This is a genomic window from Streptomyces sp. NBC_00376 (genome assembly GCF_036077095.1).
GTDB lineage: Bacteria > Actinomycetota > Actinomycetes > Streptomycetales > Streptomycetaceae > Streptomyces.
Genome location: NZ_CP107960.1, coordinates 6,654,983 through 6,680,746, shown reverse-complemented (window position 1 = coordinate 6,680,746; position 25,764 = coordinate 6,654,983). Strand labels below are relative to the sequence as shown.

Here is a 25,764-nt window from a genome sequence, read left to right as displayed (position 1 = left end):
CCAATGGGGGACATCGAGTGCTCCGGTGGCCTCGACCCCGAAATCTTTACGCACGGAGGGTGAACTTGCGGACACCTGACGTGAGTTCACTCCAAAGGGGGGTTTCCGTGCTTGTATTCGAATATCTCGGTACGTTCGTTCCTCCGGGTCACCCGATCCGCTGAGCGCAGACCGCGCCGGAGCCGACTGCGCCGGGGTGCGCGCGAAGGTGTTCCAACGACAGGACCGGGATTCGGTAACCGCCTGTCAACACGGCGCACCCCGTCGCGGGGCCGGCGGACTCAGCCGATCACCCGCCCGTTCAGCACCACCCGCCGCGGCGCCGCGAGCACCCGTACGTCCGCCCGCGGGTCCTCGTCGTACACCACCAGGTCCGCCGGGGCGCCCTCCTCCAGCACCGGCCGCCCCAGCCACCGGCGCGCGCCCCAGGTCGTCGCGGACAGCGCGTCCAGGGCCGGGATGCCCGCCTTCACCAGCTCGGCGACCTCGTCCCCCACCAGCCCGTGGGCGAGCACCCCGCCCGCGTCGGTGCCGACGAAGACCGGGATCCCGGCGTCGTACGCGGCGCGCACCGTGTCGTAACGCCGCTCGTGCAGCCGCCGCATATGGGCCGACCAGCGGGGGAACTTGGCCTCGCCGCCCGCCGCGAGCGAGGGGAAGGTGGCGATGTTGATCAGCGTGGGGACGATCGCCACACCGCGCTCGGCGAAGAGCGGAATGGTGTCCTCGGTGAGCCCGGTGGCATGCTCGATGCAGTCGATCCCGGCCTCCACGAGATCGCGCAGCGAGTCCTCGGCGAAGCAGTGCGCGGTGACGCGGGCGCCGAGCCTGTGCGCCTCGGCGATGGCCGCCTCGACGGCCTCGCGAGGCCAGAGGGCCGTCAGATCGCCCACCTCGCGGTCGATCCAGTCGCCGACCAGCTTCACCCAGCCGTCGCCGCGGCGCGCCTCCTGGGCGACGTACGCGACCAGTTCGTCGGGCTCGATCTCGTGGGCGTAGTTCCGGGTGTACCTGCGGGGCCTGGCGATGTGCCGGCCGGCCCTGATGATCTTCGGCAGGTCCTCGCGGTCGTCGATCCACCGGGTGTCGGCCGGTGACCCCGCGTCCCGCAGCAGCAGCGCCCCCGCCTCCCGGTCGGCGAGTGCCTGCTTCTCGCTGGTCGCCGCGTCCACGGCGCCGTGGTGGTCGAGCCCGACGTGGCAGTGGGCGTCCACCAGACCGGGCAGCACCCAGCCGGTGACCGTCACCGCCCCGTCCGCACCGGCCGGCCGGCCGTACGAGACCCGCCCGTCGACCACCCAGAGCTCGTCCCGGACGTCGTCGGGGCCGACGAGCACCCGTCCCTTCACGTGCAGCACCTGAGATGCCCTGTGATCACTCATGGGCAGCACTGTACGAGGCGGCGCGCGGGGCCCTCGGTACGCTTCGACGGAAGCACCGACCGTACGCGGCACCGCGCACCGACCCGATCCGACCCGAAGAGAGCACCACCGTGACGCACCCCTTCCTCGACCTCGCCCCGCTCACCGCCGCGCACTTCGCGGCCATCGAGAAGCGGGTGGCCGGCCTCCTCGCCACCGAGCAGGACGTCGTCATCATGCAGGGCGAGGCGCTGCTCCCCCTCGAAGGCTGCATCCGGGGCGGCGCCCGGCCCGGCTCGACCGCGCTGAACGTCGTCACCGGGCCGTACGGGCAGACCTTCGGGAACTGGCTGCGGGACTGCGGCGCCAATGTGGTCGATCTCGCGGTCCCCTTCCACACGGCGGTCACCGCCGACCAGGTCGCGCGGGCGCTGGCCGAGCACCCGGAGATCGACTTCGTCTCCCTGGTCCACGCGGAGGCGGCGACCGGCAACACCAATCCGGTCGCCGAGATCGGCGAGGTGGTCCGTTCGCACGGGGCGCTGTTCATGCTGGACGCCGTCGCCTCGGTGGGTGCCGAGCCGCTGCTGCCGGACATGTGGGGCGTCGACCTCTGCGTGATCGGCGCGCAGAAGGCCATGGGCGGCCCGGCCGGGGTGTCGGCGGTGTCGGTGAGCGAGCGCGCCTGGGAGCGGATCGCCGCCAACCCCGAGGCCCCGCGCCGCTCCTACCTCTCGTTGCTGGACTGGAAGGAGCGCTGGATCGACGGCGGCCGCAAGGCCCTGCTGCACGCCCCCGCCCAGCTGGAGATGCTGGCGCTGGAGGCCTGTGTGGAGCGCATCGAGACCGAGGGCCTGGACGCGCTGATGGCCCGTCACTCGGCGGCTGCCGCGGCGACGCGCGCGGGTGCGGTGGCGCTCGGCGGCGGCCTCTCGCCGTACGTGCACGAGGCAGCGGATGCGGCGCCGGTCGCGACGACGCTGCGCGCCCCCGAGGGGGTCGACGCCTCCGAGCTGGTCGCACGGGCGCTCGCGGCCGACCCCTCGCTGCCGCTGATCGCGGGCGGGGGTGCGCTGTCCAAGGAGATGATCCGGGTCAATCACTACGGTGTGGATGCGACGCGGGGCGCGGTGCGGTCCTCGCTCGCGGCTCTGGGGGCGGCGCTGGCCGATGCGGGCCGGCAGGTCGATTTCGAAGCTGCCCGCAAGGCCGTTTCGGAAACCTGGCCGAGCGAATAAATTCGGGCCGAATCAAATATTTCCCGAACACGGGGAGCCGAATGCGGGGAGCTGCTTTATTCAGAGCAGCTCCCCGCATTCTTCTGCCCGGTTTCCCGGACCCTAAACACCCGAGTTTCCAGAGAGTCCGAACGACCCCGAACCACACAATTCCGTTGCGTCGCACGAGAGTTACAACCATGTGACCTACTCCACATCGCGACCGTTATGCCGGATAAATAGCCCTCAAAACAGAAGAAAACACTCCCTGTTCGCGCCGGGGCACGCGCCCGCGTGATAACACAGAGGGCCATCCCACCCAACCCCTCACGTCGATGCAATTTGGAAATTTGCTGGGTAAATTCAATTTGCATGACCGCCGCACCAGCAGATTTTGCAAGTGCCCGAAACGAATTCATCACCATCGACACCCCACGAGTGGAGGACGGGGCCGCGATCTGGCGCATCGCCCGCGACTCCGAGGTCCTGGACCTCAACTCCTCGTACAGCTACCTGCTGTGGTGCCGTGACTTCACCGCGACCTCCGTGGTCGCCCGGGGCGAGAGCGGCGAACCCGTCGCCTTCGTGACGGGGTACCTCCGGCCGGACCGTCCCGGAACGCTCGTCGTCTGGCAGGTGGCCGTCGACCACGCCCACCGCGGGGCGGGGCTCGCCGGAAAGCTGCTGGACGCACTGACCTCCCGGGTCGCCGCCGAACAGGGCCTGGCCTCGGTCGAGACGACCGTCACCCCGGACAACACCGCGTCGGACCGGCTGTTCACCTCCTACGCACAGCGCCACGACGTGGCCCTGGACCGCGAGGTGCTCTTCGACGGCGGGCTGTTCCCCGAGGGGAACCACCTGCCCGAAGTCCTGTACCGCATCGGCCCGTTCCACACCTGAGCCTCCCGGCGACTCACCCCCCTCTCTCAAGCAGGAGATCCCCTGTGACCATCACCCCGCCCGCGCTGAGTGTCTTCGAGACCCTGGAGTCGGAGGTACGGAGCTACTGCCGCGGCTGGCCCGCCGTGTTCGACCGTGCGCAGGGCGCCCGGCTGACCGACGAGGACGGCCACAGCTACCTCGACTTCTTCGCCGGCGCGGGGTCGCTCAACTACGGGCACAACAACCCGGTGCTGAAACGTGCCCTGATCGACTACATCGAGCGCGACGGCATCACCCACGGCCTGGACATGGCCACCACGGCCAAGCGGACCTTCCTGGAGTCCTTCCAGAACAACGTGTTGCGCCCGCGCGATCTCCCGTACAAGGTGATGTTCCCCGGGCCGACGGGCACCAACGCGGTCGAGGCGGCGCTGAAACTGGCCCGCAAGGTGAAGGGGCGCGAGTCCATCGTGTCCTTCACCAACGCCTTCCACGGCATGTCGCTCGGCTCGCTCGCCGTCACCGGCAACGCCTTCAAGCGGGCCGGCGCCGGCATCCCGCTCGTGCACGGCACCCCGATGCCGTTCGACAACTACCTCGACGGCAAGGTGCCCGACTTCCTCTGGTTCGAACGGCTCCTGGAGGACCAGGGCTCCGGGCTGAACAAGCCCGCCGCCGTGATCGTCGAGACGGTGCAGGGCGAGGGCGGCATCAACGTGGCGCGCCCCGAGTGGCTGCGGGCGCTGGCCGACCTGTGCCACCGCCGCGACATGCTCCTGATCGTCGACGACATCCAGATGGGCTGCGGACGCACCGGGTCGTTCTTCTCGTTCGAGGAGGCCGGCATCGTCCCCGACATCGTGACCCTGTCGAAGTCCATCAGCGGCTACGGACTGCCCATGTCCCTCTGCCTGTTCAACCCGGAGCTGGACATCTGGGGGCCGGGCGAGCACAACGGCACCTTCCGCGGCAACAACCCGGCGTTCGTCACGGCCGCCGCCGCGCTGGACGCCTACTGGGCGGACGGCCAGATGGAAAAGCAGACCCTGGTCCGGGGTGAGCAGATCGAGCAGGCGCTGCTCCCGATCTGCGACGAACACTCCGCTCTCGGCACGCGGTACCGGGGCCGCGGCCTGGTCTGGGGCCTGGAGTTCACGGACGAGGCACGCGCCGCCGCGATCTGCGCCCGCGCCTTCGAACTGGGGCTGCTGGTGGAGACCTCCGGCCCGCGCAGCGAGGTCGTGAAGCTGCTGCCGCCGCTGATCATCACCCCCGACGAGCTGGACGAGGGTCTGCGCACACTGGCCCGCGCGATCCGCGACACCGTCTGATTCCGGACCCGCCCCGGCGCGGGTCCGACGAGAAGCACCACCGCAGAGAGAAAGGTACCGACCCACCGTGATCGTCCGATCGTTCAGCGACATCGAGAACACCGACCGGCATGTGAAGGCCGCTTCCGGCACCTGGGAGAGCAAGCGCATCGTGCTCGCGCAGGAGAAGGTGGGCTTCTCCCTCCACGAGACCACGATGTACGCGGGCACGGAGACGTCGATGTGGTACGCGAACCACATCGAGGCCGTCCTGTGCGTCGAGGGCGAGGCCGAACTCACCAACGACGAGACCGGCGAGAAGCACTGGATCACCCCCGGCACGATGTATCTGCTGAACGGCCATGAACACCACACCATGCGGCCGAAGACCGACTTCCGCTGCGTCTGCGTCTTCAACCCGCCGGTCACCGGGCGGGAGGAACACGACGAGAACGGTGTCTACCCGCTGCTGACCGAGGAGGGCTGAACCATGACCACCGCCGGACGCACCGACCTCTACCCCACGCGCGGCTCCGCCGAGATGACCACCCCCCGCCAGGACCCGGTGATCTGGTCCCCGCCCGGCACCCCCGGCCCGGTGGCGGTGCGGGACCTCCAGGGCTTCGAGCGCGACGGCTTCCTCACCGTCGACCAGCTGATCACCCCCGACGAGGTCGCCGCCTACCACTGCGAACTGGAACGGCTGATCGCCGATCCGGAGGTGCGGGCCGACGAGCGCTCGATCATCGAGCCGAAGTCGCAGAAGGTACGGTCGGTCTTCGAGGTCCACCGGATCAGCGAGGTCTTCGCCCGGCTGGTCGAGGACGAGCGGGTGGTGGGCCGGGCCCGGCAGATCCTCGGCTCGGACGTGTACGTCCACCAGTCCCGGATCAACGTCAAGCCGGGCTTCGGAGCCTCGGGGTTCTACTGGCACTCGGACTTCGAGACCTGGCACGCCGAGGACGGGCTGCCGAACATGCGGGCGGTGTCCGTGTCGATCGCGCTGACGGAGAATCACGACACCAACGGCGGGCTGATGATCATGCCCGGTTCGCACAAGTCGTTCCTCGGCTGCGCGGGCGAGACGCCCAGGGACAACTACAAGAAGTCCCTGAAGATGCAGGACGCCGGAACCCCGTCCGACGAGGCCCTGACGAAGCTGGCCGACCGGCACGGCATCAAGCTCTTCACGGGCCGGGCGGGTTCGGCGACCTGGTTCGACTGCAACTGCATGCACGGCTCGGGCGACAACATCACCCCGTACCCGCGCAGCAATGTCTTCATCGTCTTCAACAGCGTGGAGAACGCCGCCGAGGAGCCGTTCGCGGCACCGGCGCGGCGCCCGGAGTTCATCGGGGCGAGGGACTTCACCCCGGTGCGATGAGGTGATCCGCCGGGAGGGGGAGGAGCGGCACCCCCCGCTCCTCCCCCTCCCTTCCCCCCCTCCCCCTTCCCCCTTCCCGTACCGAAATCGCTGGACCGGCACGGCGGTCGGCGGCGAGGGTGGGCCCCATGACCTCACTCGTACGTCACATCACCATCGACTGCTCCGACCCCTACGGACTCGCCCGCTTCTGGTCCGAGGTGCTCGACGCCCCGGTCTCCGACCAGGACGCCCCCGGTGACCCCGAGGTGCTCGTCGAGGCTCCCGGTGCCGCGCTGCTCTTCATCCGGGTACCGGAACCCAGGAACGGCAAGACCCGCGTCCACCTGGACATTCAGCCGCAGGACCGGACCCGCGACGAGGAGGTCGAGCGGCTGCTCGGCCTGGGCGCCACTCTCGTCGCCGACCACCGCAAACCGAACGGGCGGGGCTGGGCGACGCTCGGCGACCCCGAGGGCAACGAGTTCTGCGTCGAGTGCGGTGCGGCGGAACGGGCGGCCCTGACCGGGACCCGGCTGCCGGTCACCGCGGACGACGTGACCACCGCGGTACGGCTCGCGATCGACGCGCTCCGGGAGTCCCCGGTGGACAAGTGGCACTCTCCGGCGGGGTCGCTGGAGTGGACCTGCTGGGAGACCGCCGAGCATCTGGGCGACGACCTCTTCAGCTACGCGGCCCAACTGGGCCCGCAGCGGCCGTCGGTGGACGCGTACGTCCCGTACCGCTGGAGCGCCGACCGCGAGGGCGGTCCGATGAACGCGGTCTTCGCGGACCGGTCGGCCGGAACCGCCGGGCTGTTCCTGACCCTGGAGGCCTGCGGCGCGCTGCTCGCCTCGATGGTGCGGACGACTCCGCCCGGGATCCGCTCGTACCACTCCTACGGGGTGTCCGACCCGGAGGGCTTCGCCGCGATGGGCATCGTGGAGACCCTGGTCCACACGCACGACATCGCCGCGAGCCTGGGGGCCGGCTGGACCCCGCCCGCCGGCCTCTGCGACCGGGTGCTGGCCCGGCTGTTCCCGGACGCCCCGAAGGACGCCGACCGGTGGGCCGTACTGCTCTGGGCCACCGGCCGCGGCGAACTGCCCGGCCGCCCCCGCGTCACCTCGTGGAAGTGGCGCAGCGCACCGCTGGACGAGTCCGGCCAGGAGTGACGCGGCGGCGCCCGGCGGGCGTCCGGGACTTGGGCCTCTCGCTCGGATCACGCCGGGCTCGCGGGGCCTGATCCAAACGAAAGACCCTAGGCCTGGGCCTCGTCCAGCGCCGGGTAGTCGACGTAGCCCTTCGCGTCGCCGCCGAAGAAGGTCGACGGGTCCGGGGTGTTGAAGGGGCCGCCGGCCTTCAGCCTGGCAGGCAGGTCCGGGTTGGCTATGAACAGGGCGCCGTACGCGATGAGGTCGGCGACCCCGTCGTCGACCAGTGAGTGGTCGTCCGGGCCGGTCGGGCCGTCCGTCAGCGCGTTGAGGACGAACGTGCCGGAGAACTGCTTGCGCAGCGCAAGGGTCAGCTCGCGGATCTCCACCGCCTCCAGGACGTGCAGATAGGCGAGGCCGAGCGGCTCGATCTCCCGTACCAGCGCGGTGTAGAGGGCTTCCGGCGCGGGCTCGTCGATGTCGTTGTAGGGGTTCTTGGGCGAGATCCGCAGTCCGGTCCGCTCCGCGCCGATCTCGGCGGCGACGGCCTTGACCGCCTCGACGGCGAACCGGATGCGGGCCTCCTCCGAGCCGCCCCACTCGTCGTCGCGCAGGTTGGTGTTGGGGGCCAGGAACTGGTGGATGAGGTAGCCGTTGGCGCCGTGCAGCTCGACCCCGTCGAAGCCGGCGTCGACCGCGTTGCGGGCGGCCGTCGCAAAGTCGGCGATGGTCTGGCGGACCTCGTCGCCGGTCAGTTCGCGCGGGGTGGTGAAGTCCTTCATGCCCGTGCCGGTGAAGAGCTGGCCGACGGGCCTGACCGCTGACGCGCTGACCGGGGTCAGCCCGTCCGGCAGCACGTCCGGGTGGCCGATCCGGCCCGCGTGCATCAGCTGGGCGAAGATCCGGCCGCCCGCCGCGTGCACCGCGTCGGTGACCTTGCGCCAGGACGCGACCTGTTCCGCGCTGTGCAGTCCCGGGGTGGAGGGGTAGCCCTGGCCCACCACCGACGGCTGGACGCCCTCCGTGATGATGAGGCCCGCCGAGGCGCGCTGGGTGTAGTACTGGGCGACGAGATCCGTGGCGGTGCCGCCCTCACCGGCCCGGCTGCGGGTCATCGGAGCCATCGCGATGCGGTTGGCGAGCCGGGTGCCGGACAGGTCGATGGGGTCGAACGCGGTGGTCATCGGGGCTCCCGAGGTATTTATGTGGTCGGCCAACTATCTGTGCGGGTGCCACTGTAACCCATTACTTGGCCGACCAATGTAAAGTGTGCGGAAAGCCGCCGGAACCCGGCATCGGAGCCGGGCCGGGGCGTCCCACCGAGGAGCTCCCATGAAGGCCGGACCAGCCGGATCAGCCGGACCCCCAGACCCCGCCTGTCCCGGCCCGCCGAGCGCGGCCCTCGGCGGACCTGTCAGCCACGCCCTCTCCCGGGTCGCGCGGCTGCACCGGACCGCCGCGGGCAGGCTGCTCAAGGGGCTCGGGCTCTACCCGGGCCAGGAGTTTCTGATGATGTACCTGTGGGACGCCGGTGCGGTGCGCCAGGCCGAGCTGATCAAGGCCGTCGACCTCGATCCCTCCACCGTCACCAAGATGCTCCAGCGGCTCGAACAGAGCGGGCACGTGTGCCGCCGCCCCGACCCGGACGACCGCCGGGCCGTCCTGGTCGAGGCCACCGACGAGAGCTGCGCGCTGCACTCCGACGTCCAGCGGGCCTGGGTGGAGCTGGAGGACCGCACCCTCGCCGGTCTCGAACCCGCCGAACGAGAGGAGCTGACCCGGCTGCTCGCCAAGGTCGAGGCGAACCTCTGCCGGGAGGCCGGGGAAGCCGGGGAGTGCGGGGAGGCCGGGGGCTGTCCCGGACCCCGCTGATCCCCGGCGGGCGGCGTCAGCCGGCGAGCACGTCCAGGGCCCGGTCGACATCGGCCTCCGTGTTGTACAGGTGGAAGGCCGCACGCAGGCTTCCCGCCCGGTTCGAGACCACCACTCCGGCCCGCGCGAGCTCCGGCTCCCGCGCGCCGAGGCCCGGCACGGCCACGATCGCCGACTCCCCCGGCACCGCCTCGTGCCCCAGCCCGGCCAGCCCCGCCCGCATGCGGGCCGCGAGCCCGGTGGCATGGGCGTGGACGGCTTCCACACCGACCTCGTTCAGCAGCGCGAGGGACTGCTCGGCGCCGTGGTACGAGAGGAAGGCGGGCGGTTCGTCGTAGCGGCGCGCGGTCCGGGAGAGCTGTCCGACCGGGCCGTACGTGCTGTTCCAGGGGTCTTCGGCGGCGTACATGCCGGCGAAGACCGGCGGCAGGGTCCGCTGCGCCTCCTCGGTGACGGTGAGGAACGACGCGCCGCGCGGGCAGAGCAGGAACTTGAAGCCGCCGGTGACGGTGTAGTCGTACTCCCCGGCGTCCAGCGGCAGCCAGCCGGCCGACTGGGTGGCGTCGAGCAGCGTCCGGGCACCATGGGCGCCGGCTGCCGCCCGTACCGCCTTCAGGTCGGCGATCCGGCCGTTGGACGACTGCACGGAGGAGAGGGCGACGAGCGCGGTGTCCGGCCCCACCGCGTCGGCCAGCCGGTCCAGCGGGGCGTAGCGCGTCCTGAGGTCGCCGCGGACCGCGAAGGGGCTGACGACGGAGCTGAACTCGCCCTCCGGCGCCAGGACTTCGGCCCCCGGCGGCAGCGCGGCGGCGATCAGCCCGACGTGCACGGAGACCGAGCTGCCGACGGCGACCCGGTCGGCGTCGACCCCGCAGAGCCGGGCGAAGCCGGACCGGGCCGCTTCCACCGCTTCGAAGTCGCCGGAATCGGCCCGGCTGCCGGAGCCGACCGCCTCGGCGAGCGTCCGCACCGCCGCCACGGTCCGCCGGGGCAGCAGCCCGCAGGTGGAGGTGTTGAGGTAGGTCGTCCTCGGTGCGAACTCTGCGTTCACCGCACGGCTGAGCGAAGTAGTCTCCATGCGCCCAGCCTGCGGCCCCCTCACCTCCTGGTCAATCACGAAGAGTTGAGGGGAACACTCAAGCAATGCTCATGCGTGCCGCCGGGGACGGGGCTCAGGCGTTGCCGCCGGCCTGCGGGACCTCGCAGGCGCCGTCCGCGTCGCACGCCGCGGCGTCCTGGCCGATCGCGGTGAGCGGGCGGTCCTTCCACGCCTGCTCCAGCGCCTGGGCGAAGACCTCGGCGGGCTGGCCACCGGAGATGCCGTAGCGCCGGTCGAGCACGAAGAACGGCACCGCGTTGGCGCCCAGCTCGGACGCCTCCCGCTCATCGGCCCGCACCTCGGCCGCGTACGCCTCCGGGTCGGCGAGCACGGCGCGCGCCTCGTCGGCGTCGAGCCCGGCCTCGACGGCCAGCTCGACCAGTACACCGGCGTCGTAGACGGACCGCTTCTCGGCGAAGTTCGCCCGGTAGGCGAGGTTCAGCAGCTCGTCCTGGCGGCCGCGGGCCTTGGCCAGGTGGAGCAGCCGGTGGATGTCGAAGGTGTTGCCGTGGTCACGGCCCTCGGTGAGGTAGCCGAGCCCCTCGGCCCGCGCGTTGGCCGCGACGTTCGCCTCCATGGCCTGAGCCTCTTCGCGGGTGCGCCCGTACTTCTGCGCCAGCATGTCGATGACCTGCGCGGTGTCGCCCTTGGCGCGCCCGGGATCGAGCTCGAAGGACCGGTGCACGACCTCGACCTGGTCGCGGTGGGCGAACCCCGCCAGGCCCTTCTCGAAGCGGGCCTTCCCGATGTAGCACCAGGGGCAGGCTATGTCGCTCCAGATCTCGACGCGCATTCTCTTCTTCTCTCCGTATCCTCGTACGTACCGCTCAGGGCGCGGAGCCACCCTCCGCTCCCGTCCACAACACACGAGCGGACTTCCTCATTCCCCGGCCGGGGGCACCGGCTCGCAACGGCCCGTCGAGTCGAGCGTCACGTTCGCCGCGCCAGGCGTGGTGGCGCCACCACTGGTGGGGGCTCATCGCAGCCGCGTAGGATCCGGTCGGCCTTGAAAAGGACCTGTCGGCCCTGCCCGCGTGGAGGCCGCGAGGAAGCTCTCGATGCCTTCAACTCGCGTCAGCCATCGCACACTTCGGGCAGCAACGGTCACAAATCCCATAGGGGGACCGAGCTGTGGGTTCAGCACTCCCGACAATCATTGTCGTGTTCTTTCTCGTCGCGCTGGCGGCATGGATCATCTCCGCAGTGGTGGGCGGCCGGAAGAACAACAGCGATGGCGGCGGAGGCGGCAACTGATCCCTTGTGAGCCGGGTACCCGCTGCCCATGGCGCAGGGGATGTGGAGTCGGATCGTTCCGGATGGGCCGTGGGGCCGAAGGGCACCCCGGCTCGACCTGGCCGGCCCGTTGAGCAGCGGCGGCCGACACGGCTGCGTGTCGGCCGCCCGGCCTGCGGCTCTCCCCGTTGTCACTCCCCGTCGTCGAGCTCGACGATCGGCCGGTCGGCGACCACGGCGACCAGGATCATCGGCGCGTCGCCGTCGCACTGGTTGAGGGAGACCGCGACCCACCGGCCGTTCACCGGCCCCCACACCCGCAGATCCCCGAGACAGTCCGCGTCGCACAGGGCCCGGTACAGCGGCGGCAGGGGCTCACCCGCGAGGTCGCGGAAGATCGGCACCCGCATGCCCACCGCACGGTGCGCGCCCCACCGGCGGTCCAACTCGTCCACGAGATCGGCGAGATGACCTGTTGCGGCCTCCTCGGCCTCCTCCCACTCGCGTTCGTACACACCCACGAGGTCACCGCTCTCCCAGAGCGGCACGATCCGGAAGCCCTCGCCGGCGGTCGCGGACCACTCCCCGGTGTCCGGCTCCCCCTCGCCGACCGTCGGGCCCGTGGCGGGTACGGGCCCGGCGAGCAGCGCCTCGATGTCGGACACCGCGCGGCCGGCCTTGAAGGTCTCCCCCGTCCGGACGGTCATCAGCTTCCGTCGCGCAGGTCGTCCGGACCCGTCGTGCGGAACGCGATCCGGTCGAAGGACGCCTCGCAGCCCTCGCCCGTCGGCGACTGGACCAGGAAGCCGACCGAGGCGTCGGCCGCGCGCTCCGGCTCGCCGAGGGCGAAGACGCGGACGAAGGTCCACTTCTCGCCGTCGGTGGAGGCATGGAAGGCGAACGCGTTGCCCGTGCGGCTCAGGCGCAGCCAGCAGCTGCCGCCGTCCACGGTGAAGGAGTTGACGTCGTCGGAGTGGCCACGGGTGACGACCGTGCAGACGGTGGGGCGGTCCGGGGAGAGTTCCAGGCAGATCTTGGCCCACTCCCGTTCCCCGACGTGGAGGTAGAGCACCCCGGCGTCGAAGGCGGCCGCGAAGCCGACCCGCACCCGGGCGATCAGCTGGAAGTCGCCCCTGGGCGCGGGGCCGAGGAGGCGGGGGGCGTCGCTCGCGGAGTCCAGGGCCTCGCCGCCCGGCGGTACGAAGCGGTCCTGGCGGGCGCCGGCGCGGCCGGTGAGAGTGCCGTTCTCGTACGTCCAGTCGCCGCTGGGGCCGAACTCGTCGAGCCCGAAGGGGAGTTCGGGGAGGTGCGGGGTCATGCGCGGCGTCCGTCCACTCGGCGGGGAAGGCCCTGGGGGTTGTCCTCGCGGAGCTCCGGCGGGAGCAGCGCCTCGGGGGTGGTCTGGTAGGTGACCGGGCGCAGCCAGCGTTCGATCGCGGTGGCGCCGACCGAGGTGGAGGTGGAGGTGGAGGACGGGTAGGGGCCACCGTGGTGCTGGGCGGGGGCGACGGCGACGCCGGTCGGCCAGCCGTTGACGAGGACCCGGCCGGCCAGCGGGGTGAGGGCCGCGAGGAGTGCGGGGGCCTCGGCGTCGACGCCGTCCGCGGCAGTCTGGAGGGTGGCGGTGAGGTTGCCGGGGAGCCGGGAGAGCACGGCGGTGATCTCGTCGTGGGAGGTGTAGCGGGCGACGACGGTGACGGGGCCGAAGCACTCCTCCAGGAGTTCGTCGTGCGGGCCCTCGGCGGCGAGGAGGTGCGCCGGTACGGTGAGGAAGCCGGCCGAGACGGTGTGGTCGCCGCCCGCGCCGGGGGTGACCGGGGCCTGGACGCCGGGGAGTCCGGCCCGCTTCCGTACGCCCGCGAGGAAGGCGTCGCGCATCCGGTGGTCGAGCAGGACCGCGGCCTCGGTGTCGCTGACCGCGGCGGTCAGGGACTCCAGCAGCCGGTCGCCCGCCTCGCCGGCCGGGGCCAGGACGAAGCCCGGCTTGGTGCAGAACTGGCCCGCCCCCATGGTCATCGAGGCCCCGAGCCCGGCGCCGATCTCCTCGGGGCGCTCGGCGGCGGCCGCCCCGGTGACGACGACGGGGTTGAGGGAGCCCAGCTCGCCGTGGAAGGGGATGGGGCGGGGGCGGGCCGCCGCGGCGTCGAACAGGGCGCGGCCGCCGCGTACCGAACCGGTGAATCCGGCGGCGGAGACCAGCGGGTGCCCGATCAGCTCGACGCCGGCGTCGAAGCCGTGCACCAGGGTCAGCACGTCCTCGGGCAGGCCGGCCTTGGCCGCCGCCCTGCGCAGTACGGAGGCGCACAGTTCGGAGGTGGCGGGGTGGTCGGGGTGTGCCTTGACGACGACGGGGCAGCCGGCCGCCAGCGCGCTCGCGGTGTCACCGCCGGGGACGGAGAAGGCGAGCGGGAAGTTGCTGGCCGCGTAGACGGCGACGACGCCGAGCGGGATCTTGTAGCGGCGCAGGTCGGGCCAGGGCGGGGTCCGGTCGGCGTCCGCGTGGTCGATGTGGATGTCGAGGAAGGCCCCCTCGTCGACGACCTCCGCGAAGGCCCGCAACTGGGCGGCGGTGCGGGCGAGTTCGCCGGTCAGCCGGGCCGGCCCCAGCGCGGTCTCGGCGTCGGCCGCCTCGATGACGTGCTCCCCGGCCTCGGTGAGCAGATCGGCCGCGATGCGCAGGAAGGCGGCGCGCACGGTGCGGTCGGCGAGCGATTCACGTACCGCGTGGGCGGCCCGGACCGCACGGTCGACCTCCTCCGCTGTAGCCTCCACCGCAACCTGCTCGCGCGGGTTCCCGGTGCGGGGGTCGACGCTCCAGACTGGTGCTGCTGCCACCGTGATTCCTTCCGCTCCACTGCCGCACATGCCAGAAGTTGTTCGGTATTCTGAACAGAGTTCCTGATCGTGAATATGCAGCGACTCTATTTCCGGGCGTTCGATGTTGGCAAGGAGCCACCGGGCTCCGGAAGTCGTCCGGTTCAAGCAGTCGTCGGGTGCACGAAGTCTCAGGGTTTCGCAAGTGGGCTGGAAGGGGCGTAGGGCGATGTCGGTTGCCGAATCTGGTGGGGCACAGGTCAAGTCCGCCGTACGGACGGTGGAGCTGCTCGAATACTTCGCGGGGCGGCCCGGCATGCATTCGCTCGCCGCGGTGCAGGAGGCCGTCGGCTATCCCAAGTCCAGCCTGTACATGCTGCTGCGCACGCTGGTGGAGCTGGGCTGGGTGGAGACCGACGCGACGGGCACGCGGTACGGGATCGGCGTACGGGCCCTGCTGGTGGGCACCTCGTACATCGACGGCGACGAGGTCGTCGCGGCCGCCCGGCCCACCCTGGACCGGCTCTCCGACGACACCACGGAGACCATCCACCTGGCCCGGCTCGACGGGACGAACGTGGTGTACCTCGCCACCCGGCAGTCCCAGCACTATCTGCGCCCCTTCACCCGCGTCGGCCGCCGGCTGCCCGCCCACTCCACCTCGCTCGGCAAGGCACTGCTGGCCACCCACAGCGACGAGCAGGTCCGCAAGCTGCTCCCCGAGACGCTGCCCGCGCTGACCGAGCACACCATCACCGACCGCGAGAAGCTCATCGAGGAGCTGCACACCGTACGCGAACAGGGCTACGCGGTGGACCGCGAGGAGAACACCCTCGGACTGCGCTGCTTCGGCGTCGCCGTTCCGTACCGCACCCCCGCCCGCGACGCCATCAGCTGCTCGGTGCCGGTCGCCCGGCTCACGCCCGCGCACGAGCAGATGGTGAAGGACGCGCTGTTCGACGCCCGGGACCGCCTCACGCTCGCCACCCGGAGGCTCTGACCGTGCGCATCACCCTTCGCGAGGTCCGGGCGGATGACCTGCCCCTGTTCTTCGCGTTCATGTCCGACCCGGAATCGGTCAGGACGGCCGCCTTCACCAGCGAGGACCCCACCGACCGGCATGCCTTCGACGCCCACTGGCAGCGCATCCTGGCCGACGGCTCCATCGTGATGCGCACGGTGGTCGCGGACGGGACGGCGATCGGCAACGCCGGGGTGTACGGACCCCCGGGCGACCGCCAGGTCACCTACTGGATCGACCGGGCGCTGTGGGGCCGCGGGGTGGCCACCGCCGCGCTGTCGGCGCTGCTCGACGTCGTGCCCGAACGCCCGCTGCACGCACGGGCGGCGGCCGACAACAACGGTTCGCGCCGGGTGCTGGAGAAGTGCGGGTTCACCGTCACCGGCACGGACAACGGGTACGCCCACGCCCGCGGCGAGGAGACCGACGAGCTGCTGTTCACCCTGCCCGGATGACCGGACGGCGGTCCGCCGCCGTACCGGGGCACGCCGGTCGGGTATGAGAAACCGGTGAGAATCGGCGCATTCGGGAACGGTGCGCGGCGCCCCGCTCGTCGTCCGGGCGGGATGAACAGAACAATCAGGCGAACCTCGGTCTTCTGCCTGCTGCTGGTTCTCGCCCTGATGGGGCGGGCGACCTGGGTGCAGGCGTACCAGGCGAAGGCGCTCGCGGAAAACGACCACAACCGGCGGAAAACCATCGCGCAGTACGCGCAGCCGCTCGGCGACATCATCGTGGCCGGGAACCCGGTCACCGGATCGAAGAGGACGGAGGGCAGTGACCTCGCGTACAAGCGCACCTACACACAGGGCGAGCTCTACTCGGCCGTCACCGGCTACAGCTCGCAGGCGTACGGCGCCACGCAGCTCGAAGGGATCTACAGCCATGTGCTGGACGGCACCGACGACCGGCTGAAGAACCCGCTGGACGCGTTGACGCGCAAGCAGGCGGCGCCGGGCAACGTCCTGACGACGATCGACCCGGACGTGCAGAAGGCCGCGTACGAGGCGCTCGGCGACGACAAGGGGGCGGCGGTCGCGATCGACCCGAAGACCGGCCGCATCCTGGGCATGGTCTCCACCCCCTCGTACGACCCGTCGACGATCAGCGGGACGGCGGACGGCGAGGCCTGGCAGAAGCTGCTCGACGACGAGGACAAGCCGATGGTCAACCGTGCGCTGCGGCAGCCGCTGGCGCCCGGTTCGACGTTCAAGCTGGTGGTGGCGGCCGCGGCGCTGGAGGACGGGCTGTACGGCTCGGTCGACGAGCGCACCGAAAGCCCCAATCCGTACACACTGCCCGACACCAGCACCGTCCTGAGCAACGAGAATCCCTCGGCGCCCTGCGAGAACGCCACATTGCGCACCGCGCTCCAGTACTCCTGCAACAACGTCTTCGCGAAGGCCGCCGTCGACCTCGGCCAGGACAAGGTCAGGGCGATGGCGGAGAAGTTCGGCTTCAACACCGACAAGCTCGATGTGCCGGTACGGGCGTCGAAAAGCGTCTACCCGACCGGCATGGACCGCCCGCAGACGGCGCTCACCGGCATCGGTCAGTTCGAGGTCACCGCGACGCCGTTGCAGATGGCCATGGTCTCGGCCGCCCTCGCCAACGGCGGCGAACTCGCCGCTCCGCACATGGTGTCCGCCGTGACCGACTCCAAGGACAACCCGCTCCAGGAGTTCGCGGACGGGGACACCGAGCGGGTCGTCTCCGAGTCCACCGCCGAGCAGCTGCGCAGCGCCATGGTGACCGTCGTCGAGGAGGGCACCGGCACCAACGCCCGGATCGCCGGGGTCGAGGTGGGCGGGAAGACCGGCACCGCGCAGAACGGCGTGGGCAACAGCAAGAGCCCGTACGCCTGGTTCACCTCGTACGCGAAGGACGCGTCCACCGGCAAGGAGGTCGCGGTCGCCGTGGTCGTCGAGGACTCGGGCGCGGCGCGCTCCGAGGTCAGCGGCAACGGCCTGGCGGCGCCGATCGCCCAGAAGATGATGAAGGCGGCGCTGGCGGGCTGACGGACGGGCGGGAGCCGTCCGCCCGGCCGTCCGGCATCTGCCCTAGGCCGGGCGGGGAAGGCATCCCCCGCCCGGTCTCGCGATAGGACATCCTCCCGATGCCGCCGGGCCCCCTCGGTCAGCAGCCTTGTCCCATGACGAAGGCGCTGGTCGGGAGGGTGCGGTGGGTACGGTGACGGGGTCGGCGACGGTGCGGGTGCTACGGGACCGCACGGCGGGGCTGTTCCTGGCGGCGGTCGTCGTCTCGGGTTTCGGGACCTCCGCGATGTGGCTCGCGGCCGGGGTCTGGGTCAAGTCGCTGACCGGGTCGGACAGTCTGGCGGCGCTCGCCGTGTTCGCCATGTGGCTGCCGGTGCTGGTCGGGCCGGCGCTCGGCACGGTCGCCGACCGGCTCCCGGGGAAGAAGCTTCTCGTCGGGTCGAATCTCGTCATGGCGGCGCTGCTCGCCTCGTTGACGGCGGTGGACTCGGCCGGCCGGGTCTGGCTCCTGTTCGCCGTGCTCGTCATGTACGGAGCGAGTTTCGTGCTGATGGACGCGGCCGAGTCGGCGCTGGTCGCCGGGGCCGTCGACGCCCGGCTGCTGGGTGATTTCAACGGGCTGCGGATGATGGCGGGCGAGGGCATGAAGCTGCTGGCGCCGCTGGCGGGTGCCGGGCTGTACGCGCGGTTCGGGGGCGGGGCCGTGGCGTTGCTGGACGCGGCGTCGTTCGTGCTGGCGGCCGGGGTCTGCGCGCTGCTGCCGCCCCCGGAGCGGGCCGAGGCCGCTCCGGCGGGCCGACGGGCCGAACTCACCGCGGGCGTACGGCAGGTGTGGGGTTCGCCGGTGCTGCGGCCGCTGGTGCTGGCGGGATCGGTGACGATGCTGTGCGCGGGGCTCAACGGGGCCGCGCTCTACGCCGTCGTGGACGACTCCCTGGGGCACTCCCCCACGTACGCGGGAGTGCTGTACGCGGTGCAGGGCGCCGGGTCCGTCGCGGTCGGACTGCTGGCCGGTCCGCTGCTTCGGCGGCTGCCGGAGCGGGTGTTCACCGCGGCCGGGATCGCGCTGTTCGCGGTCGCCGTGGGGGCGCGGGCGCTGCCGTACGACGCGGTGGCGCTGGCGGCGAGCGCGGCCGTCGGGGTCGGGCTGCCGTGTGTGCTGATCGCCGCGATGACGGCGGTGCAGCGGGAGACCCCGCCGTCCGTGCTGGGCCGCACCGCCGCGACGGCCAACACGCTGCTGATGGTGCCGAACGCGGTGGCCCTGGCGCTCGGCGCGGGTCTGATCGCGCTGGTGGACATCCGGGTGCTGCTGCCGCTGGTCGGCGCGGCGGCGCTGGCGACCGCGGCCCTGCTGGTGAAGGGCCGGCGGGGAAGGCTGACGGACTCCCCCACCGGCCCGGCTCATTCACCGGCCGAGGCGTGAGAGCGCTCCGGCGACGGCGCGGAGGTCGGGGACCGAGGCCAGTCCCGCATGGTACAGCCGCAGCTGGCCGGCGCCGAGCGACGCGGCGTGCGCGGCGTCCCGCTCCAGCGTGGCGGGGCTGCCGCCCATCCCCGTGACCACGGAGAAGTTGGCCGCGAGCACCCCGTCACGGCCGGCGAACGGGCCGAGCACGGCCTCGCGCGCCGCGTCGCCGCCGGTGCAGGGCAGCACCACACCGTCCGCCACGGAGAGGATGTGCTCCGGGTCGACACCGACGTTCGCACCGGTGCGGTGGGGCTCGGGGTCGGCGTGCAGCAGCACCTGGAACCCCGGCTCCGCCGCCGCCCGCACGGCGGCGACCGCCGATTCCTGGAGCGTACGGGCGACCGTGCCGCGCCACCGGAGGGTGGCGTCGGCGAGGCCGGCGCCGAGGAGCTTCTCGATGCCCGCCCGCCCGGTCTCCGGGGAGCCGGCACCGGCCCAGGCCGGTTCCAGCGCACCGCGTACGGCCGCGGCCAGGGCGTCGGGGTCCAGGCCGTGTCCGGCGTAGCCGGTCCGGCAGTCCGGGCAGAAGCAGAGCGACATCAGATACTGCGCCGCGTCCCCGAGACCGACGCCCGCGATCTTGTCGTGGGCGTGCAGGTGCGCGAAGCCGTACCAGCCGCAGGACTCCAGCTCGGTGCCGCGCGCACCGCCGCGCACCGCGGCGTCCGCCGCCAGGGCGGTCAGGTACTCGCGGACCCCGGCCCCGGCGATGCACGGCGCCCAGGGGTAGCGGTCGCCGTACGCGTTGACCACACAGGTGTCCGGATGTTCGGCGCCCAGCCGGGAGTTGTGCGCCAGGACCACCCAGGTGTGGACCTCCAGACCGGCGGCGGCGAGGGCCTCGGCGGCCTCGGCGAACGGATCGTCCGAGGCCACCCAGGACTGTTCGTAGGGGCGGAGCGGGCGCCCCGCCCACCGGGTGGCGTCCGGCGGGTAGAGCACCGCGGCGTGCTCGGCGGTGACGATGCGGTGTCCGGGGTGGCGCGGGGTCAGCGCCCGGGTGGAGTGGTAGGCGGCGGCGAGCGTCACCTGTTGGACCCCCAGGTCCGCGACGCGAGCGGCCGCGTCCGGGTCGCCGATCACGTCCCAGGGGTAGAGGAAGGCCGAGGTCTTCACCCGCGCCGCTCCTGCCCGTACTTCTCCAGCAGGGCCCGGCCGCGCGCGATGATCGCGGCGAGCTCCTCGATGTGGGCGGCGGGCGGCTCGGTGAGCGGGGTGCGGACCTCGCCGACGTCCAGGCCGCCCAGCCGGACCCCGGCCTTGACGAGCGAGACGGCGTAGCCGCGGCCCTTGGCGCGCAGCTCGACGAGCGGCCGGTAGAAGTGGTCGAGGAGCGCTCCCGTCAGTTCTTCGTCGCCGGTCTCCAGCGCACGGTAGAAGGCCAGCGCGATGTCGGGCGCGAAGGCGAAGACGGCGGAGGAGTAGAGGGCGACGCCGATGCCCCGGTAGGCCGGGCCGGTGAGTTCGGCGGTGGGCAGTCCGTTGAAGTACAGGAAGTCGCTGCCCGGCAGTTCGGTGCGCACGGCGCTGACGATGCGCTGCATCAGGTCGAGGTCGCCGTAGCCGTCCTTCAGGCCGATGATGCCGGGCGTCGCGGCCAGTGCGACGACGGTGGCGGGGGTGAAGACGGCGTTGTCGCGCTGGTAGACGATCGTCTCCAGCGAGGTGGCCGCGGCGAGCGCGGTGTAGTGGCCCAGCAGCCCCTCCTGGTCGGCGACGACGAGGTACGGGGGCATGGCGAGGAGCCCGTCCGCGCCCGCTTCCTCGGCGAGCTCCGCGTACTGGATCGCGAGCGCCGTGCCGTACCCGGCCCCCGCGACGACGGGCACCTCTCCGGCGGTCTCCTCGACGGCCGCGGCGACGACACGGCGGAACTCCTGGGGCGTGAGCGCGTGGAACTCACCGGTGCCGCAGCAGGCGAAGACCGCCGCCGCCCCGGCGTCGACTCCGGCGCGCACATGCGCGCGGAAGGCATCGAGGTCGACGGCGCCGTCCGGTCCGTACGCGGTGACGGGGAAGAAGAGCGGCCCGGCGACACGGCCGAGTCGGGCGGCAAGAGGGGCTGAGGTCACTGGCGCTCCCTGAGCTGGTTCAGGCGTGCACAATTATGATCGGCGTCCATATTCATGAACGCTCACACGCTAAGGCAGCCGCCCTGCGCGGGTCAAGGAGGGGAACACCCCTGGTGGCCGCCCCGGAGGGCGGAGCCTGCAGCTCCGCACGAACGGCGCCGCACCCCGCCCGCGCACTTGACTCCACACCCCAGGACTTCTTAGCTAGTCCACGCATATGAATGCCGTCCATGGAGGAGATCCGCGCATGCCCGCTCCCCGCACCGTCCTGCTCACCGGCGCCGCCGGCGGCCTCGGCACCCTGATGCGCGGACTCCTGCCCGCGTACGGCTACGGGCTCCGCCTCCTGGACGTCGTCCCCGTCGAGGGCGAGCCGGACGCGATCGCCGCCGACCTCGGCGACCGGGAGGCGCTGCGCGAAGCCGTGCGGGGCGTCGACGCGGTCGTCCATCTCGCGGGCATCTCCCTGGAGGCCTCCTTCGACAAGATCCTCAGGGCGAACATCGAGGGCACGTACAACCTCTACGAGGCCGCCCGCGAGGAGAGTGTGCGGCGCATCGTGTTCGCCTCCTCCAACCATGTGCTCGGCTACACCCCGCGCCCGCTGCCCGGCCACCCGCTGATCCCCGTAGGCGCCCCGCGCCGCCCCGACACCTTCTACGGACTGTCCAAGTCGTTCGGGGAGGACCTCGCCCAGCTGTACTGGGACCGGCACGGAATGGAGACCGTCTCGGTGCGCATCGGCTCCTGCTTCCCCGAGCCGACCTCGGTACGGATGCTCTCGGTCTGGATGAGCCCCGCGGACGGCGCCCGGCTCTTCCACGCCGCGCTCACCGCCGAGGACGTGGGGCACACCGTCGTGCACGGCTCGTCCGACAACACCCGGCTGTGGTGGGACCTGACGACGGCCCGCGCACTGGGGTACGAGCCGCAGGACGACTCCGAGCCGTACGCGGCCCGGCTCATCGCCGAGCAGGGCGAACTGGACCCGGACAACCCCGACCACGCCCACCTCGGCGGTCACTTCTGCACCAACCCGCCCATCTGGCCGCGCTGACAGGGGGCCACGAAAACCGTGCGACACGGCGCCCGCACGACGGGCAGGATGCGGAGCCATGCCGAGACCTTCCGGATTCCTGTACGAGCAGCACGGCGACGCGAGCGTCACCATCACCCACCACGGCCGCCCCGCCGGCACCCTGCGCGGCGGCAGGGCGGAGAAGTTCCTGGCCGAGGTGGAGTCGGGGGACGCGCAACTGGTGATGGCCCGCTGGACGGGGGCGTACAAGCACGGCAACGAGCGCACCGCCCGCAACCACGCCCGCAACCGCTGACGGACCGGCGAACGCAGCCGACGGGCACAGCAGAGACAAAAGGTGCAGGGCGAGGGCAGAAGGTAAGGGAACGGCAAAGCGAGGTCGTTCGTTACCCCGAGCATGACCGCTATGACCCCCGGCTCGAACATCCCTCTCTCCGCCGCCCGCGTGGCAGTGGACGTCTCCGCACCGGTGCGGCTCGACGTTTCGGGCCTGCTGCTCACCGCAGACGGCAAGGTGCGCTCCGACGACGACTTCATCTTCTACAACCAGCCCAGCGGCCCCGGTGTGACCTACCGCTCCGGCGGCGGCACCGCACCGGACGCGATCGTGGTGGACACCACCGCGGTCCCGCCCGGCATCGAGAAGATCGTCGTCACAGCGAGCCCGGACGCTGCGGGCCAGACCTTCCAGGGCATCGAGCCCACCGCGACCGTGCGCAACGCCGACGACGGCAGCGCGCTCGCCACGTTCACCCCGCCCCGGCTGGGCGCCGAGACGGCGCTCGTGGTCATCGAGGTCTATCTCCGCAACGGCGCCTGGAAGGCCCGCGCGGTCGGCCAGGGCTATGCGAACGGGCTGGCCGGCATCGCCACGGACTTCGGCGTCTCGGTCGAGGAGGAGCCCACCCCGGCGCCCGTGGCGCCCCCGGCACCCGCCGCCGCCCCGGTCGACCCCCGGATCGTCGCGCCCCCGGTCCCCTCGGCCCCGCCGGCCCCGCCCGCCCCGGCGCCCGCACCCGCCACCGGGAAGATCAACCTCGACAAGGGGCGGGTCAGCCTCCAGAAGAACCAGACGGTCTCCCTGGTCAAGGGCGGCCGGCCGCTGCTCTCCCAGGTCAAGATGGGTCTGGGCTGGGAGCCCGCGTTCCGGGGCAAGGACATCGACCTCGACGCCTCCGTGATCGCCTACGGCCCCAACCGGAACCACCTGGACAGCTGCTACTTCGGCAAGCTCTCCATCCTGAACGGCGCGATCAAGCACTCCGGCGACAACCTCACGGGCGAGGGCGCGGGTGACGACGAGGTGATCGTCGTGGACCTGGGCCGGATCCCGGCGGAGGCGACCGGTCTGGTCTTCACGGTCAATTCGTTCACCGGCCAGAAGTTCACCGAGGTCGCCAAGGCCTACTGCCGACTGGTCGACGCGGCCACCGGCGAGGAGCTGGTCCGCTTCGACCTGACCGGCGCCGAGCCGCAGACCGGCGTGATGATGGCCAAGCTGATCAAGCAGTTCTCCGGCGAGTGGGAGATGACGGCGATGGGCGACTTCGTGAAGTCGCGCACCGTCCGCGGCATGGTGAAGCCCGCCGCCCAGGCGCTGTAAGCGCGGCAGCGGGCTCCGGAAACGGATTCAGGGGCACCTGTCGGGTGCAGGTGCCCCTGAATACGGAGAGCGTGACGGGAAAAAACGGACGCGCCGCGCGCGTGCTCGCCGCCTCTCTCAGAGCTTGGTCAGCTTGGAGTACGGGCTCAGGATCCTCCCCTGCCGCCCCGAGAAGTCGATGAGTACCGCGTCGTTGTCGCCCTCGACCGCGAGGACGCGGCCGAGACCGAACTGATCGTGCGACACCCTGTCGCCCACATCGAACAATTCGACCGGTGGGGCCGCCTGGGCCGGGCGGTTGAAGGGACTGGAGGGCAGGTGGCGCCGGGATCCGGCTGACTGTTTCATTACCTTGAGTATGCGCCCTGGGGACGCCCGACGCCATGCCCGTTCACCGCAGGGGCCCCACTGATACCGGATTCGTGATCAGCGGATCCAGGGCCAGTCCGCGTCCCGGCCCGCTTCCAGCAGCGGCACCATGCGGAACGCGGCGTCCGAAAGCCCCCCGAAGGTGTGGCGCATCCCGTCGCCCGAGGGGGCGTGTCCGACCCGGTAGCCGGCCAGGTTCCAGGTGTAGACGGGCACGGTGTCGGGCACCGCCGCGGTGGCGTCCGCGGCGTACGAGAACGACGCCTGCTCGTCGGTGACGATCAGTACCCGGTCATGGCCCCGGTAGTGCCGGCGCACCGCCGCCGCGGTGTTGGTGCCGCCGAGGTCGCCGAAGCGCTCCAGGACCTTCAGCACGGACTCGCTCCGGCGATATGTCACCGGTGCGCTGTCCGTGCCGAACTGCACCAGATCGGCATCGGCCGCCCGCAGTGCCAGCGCCGTGCCGAAGATCGCGGCCGCGTCGGCCCGGTTGAGCTGCGAGCGGTCCGAGAGCGGCGACCACATCGAGCCCGAGCGGTCGACCAGGACCAGCGTCCGCCCCGGCAGGGCGGGCACGTTGTCCAGCGAGTGGCCGAGCGCCTGCTCCAGCGGGTGGGCCCAGCGCAGCGAGGGCGCGTGCTGGTAGGCGGCGAGATAGCGGAACGGGAACTGCTGGGACGCGGCGACCGCGGCCGGGTCGCAGATCCGCTCCGCCACCTGCGCGGCGACCTCGTCCGAGACGCCCGCCTCGTCGAAGTTGCGCAGATTGCGGATGAGGGCCATCGCGCCCATCGACGGAATCACCGCTTCCCAGGCGGTGGCGTCCATCGGCCCCTGGAGCCAGCCCGCCAAGGCCTCCCAGGTCATGCCCGCGGCGGCCAGCCGGTCCGCCCCGCCGACGCTCTCGACCACGGCCCGCCGCTCCCCGACGGGCAGCTCCATCAGCGCGCGGTGGGCGTTCAGAACCCGGTCCGAGACCGGCACCACGGCCGCCTCGGGGTGGTGGCGGCGGTCGAGGGCGTACCGGAACAGTTCGCCCTGCCACGGCTTCTGCGGGTCGGGCGAGGCGTGCACCAGGTTCAGGATGTCGCCGAAGCGGTAGCCCTTGGACGCGGTGTCGTACTTCAGCAGCGACCTGCCGTTGTAGAGCCGGCGCACGGCATCGGCGATGCCGCGCTTGACCGGCTTGGGCACGGCCCGGCCGTAGCGGGAGGTCCAGTACCCGAGGAGTTCCCCGGGCTCGTCGGCGCGCAGCAGGACGGAGTCGACGACCTGGCGGTTGGCCGGTCCGTCCTCGGCGCCCGCGTCCAGCCGCGCCTTCACGTACTCGGCGGCGCCGACGATCGAGGCGGTACGCATCCGGCCGTCGCGGCGCAGCCAGTGCAGCAGGCCGGCGGTCCACTCGGGATCACCGACGGCGAGCACCCGCACCAGTTCGGCGAAGCGCTCGTCGCGCTGCTCGCCGTCCTCGTAAAAGGTCTGCTGCGAAACGAAATTGGCGACCGCGAGCAGGAAGAGTTCGGAGCGGTTGTCGCGCAGATATCCCCGGCCGCCCTGATGGGTCGGCGCGGTGCGCCCGGTCGTCCGCACGGGCGAGGTGGCGCGGGGCCCGGCGGTGCGGGTGTTGAAGCGTGCCATCAGAATTCCCCCGAATTCATTGGGGGAGGGCACAGCGGAAAAGGGTGCCCGAGATCAGAAGTCGGCGACGGGCTTACTGATGCTCTACCCGATTGAGCTACCGGCCGTGGCCGGGCGGGACTCGAACCCGCAACCGTCAGTTCAATGGAAGTATCCGTCGCCTGCGCACCGGGCACCCCCCGGCGTCTGTGCCTCCCGAGATCAGAGTCGGCGGCGGCGGGTTCGTGAGAGGAAGTAGCCGCAGCC

General features: G+C 71.7%; 25 protein-coding genes. 14 read left to right on the top strand and 11 right to left on the bottom strand.

What is annotated here, in order from left to right; translation table 11 throughout:
- Positions 1-281: 281 nt before the first annotated feature.
- Entirely contained in the window at positions 282-1,358 is a 1,077-nt protein-coding gene (locus OG842_RS30150) for an amidohydrolase family protein (RefSeq protein WP_328512690.1), read from the bottom strand.
- Positions 1,359-1,492: 134 nt separating this feature from the next.
- Here OG842_RS30150 and OG842_RS30145 point away from each other — a divergent pair, with 134 nt between their 5' ends.
- The 6 genes from OG842_RS30145 to OG842_RS30120 all read left to right on the top strand — a co-directional run bounded on the left by OG842_RS30145 (position 1,493) and on the right by OG842_RS30120 (position 7,311).
- The gene (locus OG842_RS30145; protein ID WP_266736412.1) at positions 1,493-2,599 is read left to right on the top strand and encodes a pyridoxal-phosphate-dependent aminotransferase family protein; all 1,107 of its coding nucleotides are present in this window, start codon (positions 1,493-1,495) and stop codon (positions 2,597-2,599) included.
- Positions 2,600-3,016: 417 nt separating this feature from the next.
- Positions 3,017-3,481: a diaminobutyrate acetyltransferase gene (gene ectA, locus OG842_RS30140; protein WP_266737348.1), complete on the top strand. Its 465-nt coding sequence runs from the start codon at positions 3,017-3,019 to the stop codon at positions 3,479-3,481.
- Between the two features lie 44 nt (positions 3,482-3,525).
- A complete protein-coding gene (gene ectB / locus OG842_RS30135; protein ID WP_266736413.1) occupies positions 3,526-4,794 on the top strand; it encodes a diaminobutyrate--2-oxoglutarate transaminase in 1,269 nt (422 codons plus the stop codon).
- A 67-nt stretch (positions 4,795-4,861) separates the two neighbouring features.
- The gene (locus OG842_RS30130; protein ID WP_093539722.1) at positions 4,862-5,260 is read left to right on the top strand and encodes an ectoine synthase; all 399 of its coding nucleotides are present in this window, start codon (positions 4,862-4,864) and stop codon (positions 5,258-5,260) included.
- 3 nt (positions 5,261-5,263) lie between these two features.
- Entirely contained in the window at positions 5,264-6,157 is an 894-nt protein-coding gene (thpD, locus tag OG842_RS30125; protein WP_266736416.1) for an ectoine hydroxylase, read from the top strand.
- A 128-nt stretch (positions 6,158-6,285) separates the two neighbouring features.
- Entirely contained in the window at positions 6,286-7,311 is a 1,026-nt protein-coding gene (locus OG842_RS30120) for a VOC family protein (RefSeq protein ID WP_266736417.1), read from the top strand.
- Positions 7,312-7,397: 86 nt separating this feature from the next.
- Here the strand turns inward: OG842_RS30120 and OG842_RS30115 are convergent, their stop codons facing one another.
- Complete coding sequence (locus OG842_RS30115) at positions 7,398-8,474, bottom strand: alkene reductase (RefSeq protein WP_266736419.1); 1,077 nt, start codon at positions 8,472-8,474, stop codon at positions 7,398-7,400.
- Between the two features lie 148 nt (positions 8,475-8,622).
- Between OG842_RS30115 and OG842_RS30110 the strand changes: the two genes are divergently transcribed.
- Positions 8,623-9,162 (top strand): MarR family winged helix-turn-helix transcriptional regulator, encoded by a 540-nt coding sequence (locus tag OG842_RS30110; RefSeq protein WP_266736421.1) that lies wholly within the window; start codon positions 8,623-8,625, stop codon positions 9,160-9,162.
- A gap of 16 nt (positions 9,163-9,178) precedes the next feature.
- Here the strand turns inward: OG842_RS30110 and OG842_RS30105 are convergent, their stop codons facing one another.
- The 5 genes from OG842_RS30105 to OG842_RS30085 form a co-directional block, all read right to left on the bottom strand.
- Entirely contained in the window at positions 9,179-10,240 is a 1,062-nt protein-coding gene (locus tag OG842_RS30105) for an aminotransferase class V-fold PLP-dependent enzyme (RefSeq protein WP_266736423.1), read from the bottom strand.
- Positions 10,241-10,334: 94 nt separating this feature from the next.
- Positions 10,335-11,054: a DsbA family oxidoreductase gene (locus OG842_RS30100; RefSeq protein ID WP_266736425.1), complete on the bottom strand. Its 720-nt coding sequence runs from the start codon at positions 11,052-11,054 to the stop codon at positions 10,335-10,337.
- A 631-nt stretch (positions 11,055-11,685) separates the two neighbouring features.
- Complete coding sequence (locus OG842_RS30095) at positions 11,686-12,201, bottom strand: hypothetical protein (RefSeq protein WP_266736426.1); 516 nt, start codon at positions 12,199-12,201, stop codon at positions 11,686-11,688.
- The gene (locus OG842_RS30090; RefSeq protein WP_266736427.1) at positions 12,201-12,812 is read right to left on the bottom strand and encodes a DUF1349 domain-containing protein; all 612 of its coding nucleotides are present in this window, start codon (positions 12,810-12,812) and stop codon (positions 12,201-12,203) included. Before OG842_RS30090 ends, OG842_RS30095 begins: the two co-directional genes overlap by 1 nt.
- The gene (locus OG842_RS30085; protein WP_401876479.1) at positions 12,809-14,329 is read right to left on the bottom strand and encodes an aldehyde dehydrogenase (NADP(+)); all 1,521 of its coding nucleotides are present in this window, start codon (positions 14,327-14,329) and stop codon (positions 12,809-12,811) included. Before OG842_RS30085 ends, OG842_RS30090 begins: the two co-directional genes overlap by 4 nt.
- Before the next feature lie 208 nt (positions 14,330-14,537).
- On the opposite strand from OG842_RS30085, the gene OG842_RS30080 reads away from it, so the two are divergent.
- The 4 genes from OG842_RS30080 to OG842_RS30065 all read left to right on the top strand — a co-directional run bounded on the left by OG842_RS30080 (position 14,538) and on the right by OG842_RS30065 (position 18,752).
- Positions 14,538-15,308, top strand: a complete 771-nt coding sequence (locus OG842_RS30080) for an IclR family transcriptional regulator (RefSeq protein ID WP_266736428.1) — start codon at positions 14,538-14,540, stop codon at positions 15,306-15,308.
- A gap of 2 nt (positions 15,309-15,310) precedes the next feature.
- Entirely contained in the window at positions 15,311-15,784 is a 474-nt protein-coding gene (locus OG842_RS30075) for a GNAT family N-acetyltransferase (protein ID WP_266736430.1), read from the top strand.
- Between the two features lie 111 nt (positions 15,785-15,895).
- A complete protein-coding gene (locus tag OG842_RS30070) occupies positions 15,896-17,347 on the top strand; it encodes a peptidoglycan D,D-transpeptidase FtsI family protein (protein ID WP_266736432.1) in 1,452 nt (483 codons plus the stop codon).
- Between the two features lie 172 nt (positions 17,348-17,519).
- Entirely contained in the window at positions 17,520-18,752 is a 1,233-nt protein-coding gene (locus tag OG842_RS30065; protein WP_266737351.1) for an MFS transporter, read from the top strand.
- On the opposite strand, the gene OG842_RS30060 is transcribed toward OG842_RS30065, so the two are convergent.
- Both OG842_RS30060 and OG842_RS30055 read right to left on the bottom strand, forming a co-directional pair.
- Positions 18,735-19,913 carry a hypothetical protein gene (locus tag OG842_RS30060; protein WP_266736433.1) on the bottom strand — a complete coding sequence of 393 codons (1,179 nt, stop codon included), beginning with the start codon at positions 19,911-19,913 and terminating at the stop codon, positions 18,735-18,737. The two genes, OG842_RS30065 and OG842_RS30060, sit on opposite strands and share 18 nt — an antisense overlap.
- Positions 19,910-20,869 (bottom strand): 5-dehydro-4-deoxyglucarate dehydratase, encoded by a 960-nt coding sequence (locus OG842_RS30055; RefSeq protein ID WP_266736434.1) that lies wholly within the window; start codon positions 20,867-20,869, stop codon positions 19,910-19,912. The genes OG842_RS30060 and OG842_RS30055 overlap by 4 nt, the downstream gene beginning before the upstream one ends.
- Positions 20,870-21,116: 247 nt before the next feature.
- Between OG842_RS30055 and OG842_RS30050 the strand changes: the two genes are divergently transcribed.
- The 3 genes from OG842_RS30050 to OG842_RS30040 all read left to right on the top strand — a co-directional run bounded on the left by OG842_RS30050 (position 21,117) and on the right by OG842_RS30040 (position 23,511).
- Complete coding sequence (locus OG842_RS30050) at positions 21,117-21,926, top strand: NAD-dependent epimerase/dehydratase family protein (RefSeq protein WP_266736435.1); 810 nt, start codon at positions 21,117-21,119, stop codon at positions 21,924-21,926.
- A 58-nt stretch (positions 21,927-21,984) separates the two neighbouring features.
- Positions 21,985-22,203, top strand: a complete 219-nt coding sequence (locus OG842_RS30045; RefSeq protein ID WP_266736436.1) for a hypothetical protein — start codon at positions 21,985-21,987, stop codon at positions 22,201-22,203.
- A gap of 102 nt (positions 22,204-22,305) precedes the next feature.
- Positions 22,306-23,511, top strand: coding sequence for a TerD family protein (locus OG842_RS30040; RefSeq protein WP_266736438.1), 1,206 nt, complete (start codon positions 22,306-22,308; stop codon positions 23,509-23,511).
- 117 nt (positions 23,512-23,628) lie between these two features.
- Here the strand turns inward: OG842_RS30040 and OG842_RS30035 are convergent, their stop codons facing one another.
- On the bottom strand, positions 23,629-23,859 hold the full coding sequence (locus OG842_RS30035) for a hypothetical protein (protein ID WP_037711258.1): 231 nt from the start codon (positions 23,857-23,859) through the stop codon (positions 23,629-23,631).
- A gap of 78 nt (positions 23,860-23,937) precedes the next feature.
- On the bottom strand, positions 23,938-25,518 hold the full coding sequence (locus OG842_RS30030) for a TROVE domain-containing protein (RefSeq protein ID WP_266736440.1): 1,581 nt from the start codon (positions 25,516-25,518) through the stop codon (positions 23,938-23,940).
- Between the last annotated feature and the right edge of the window lie 246 nt (positions 25,519-25,764).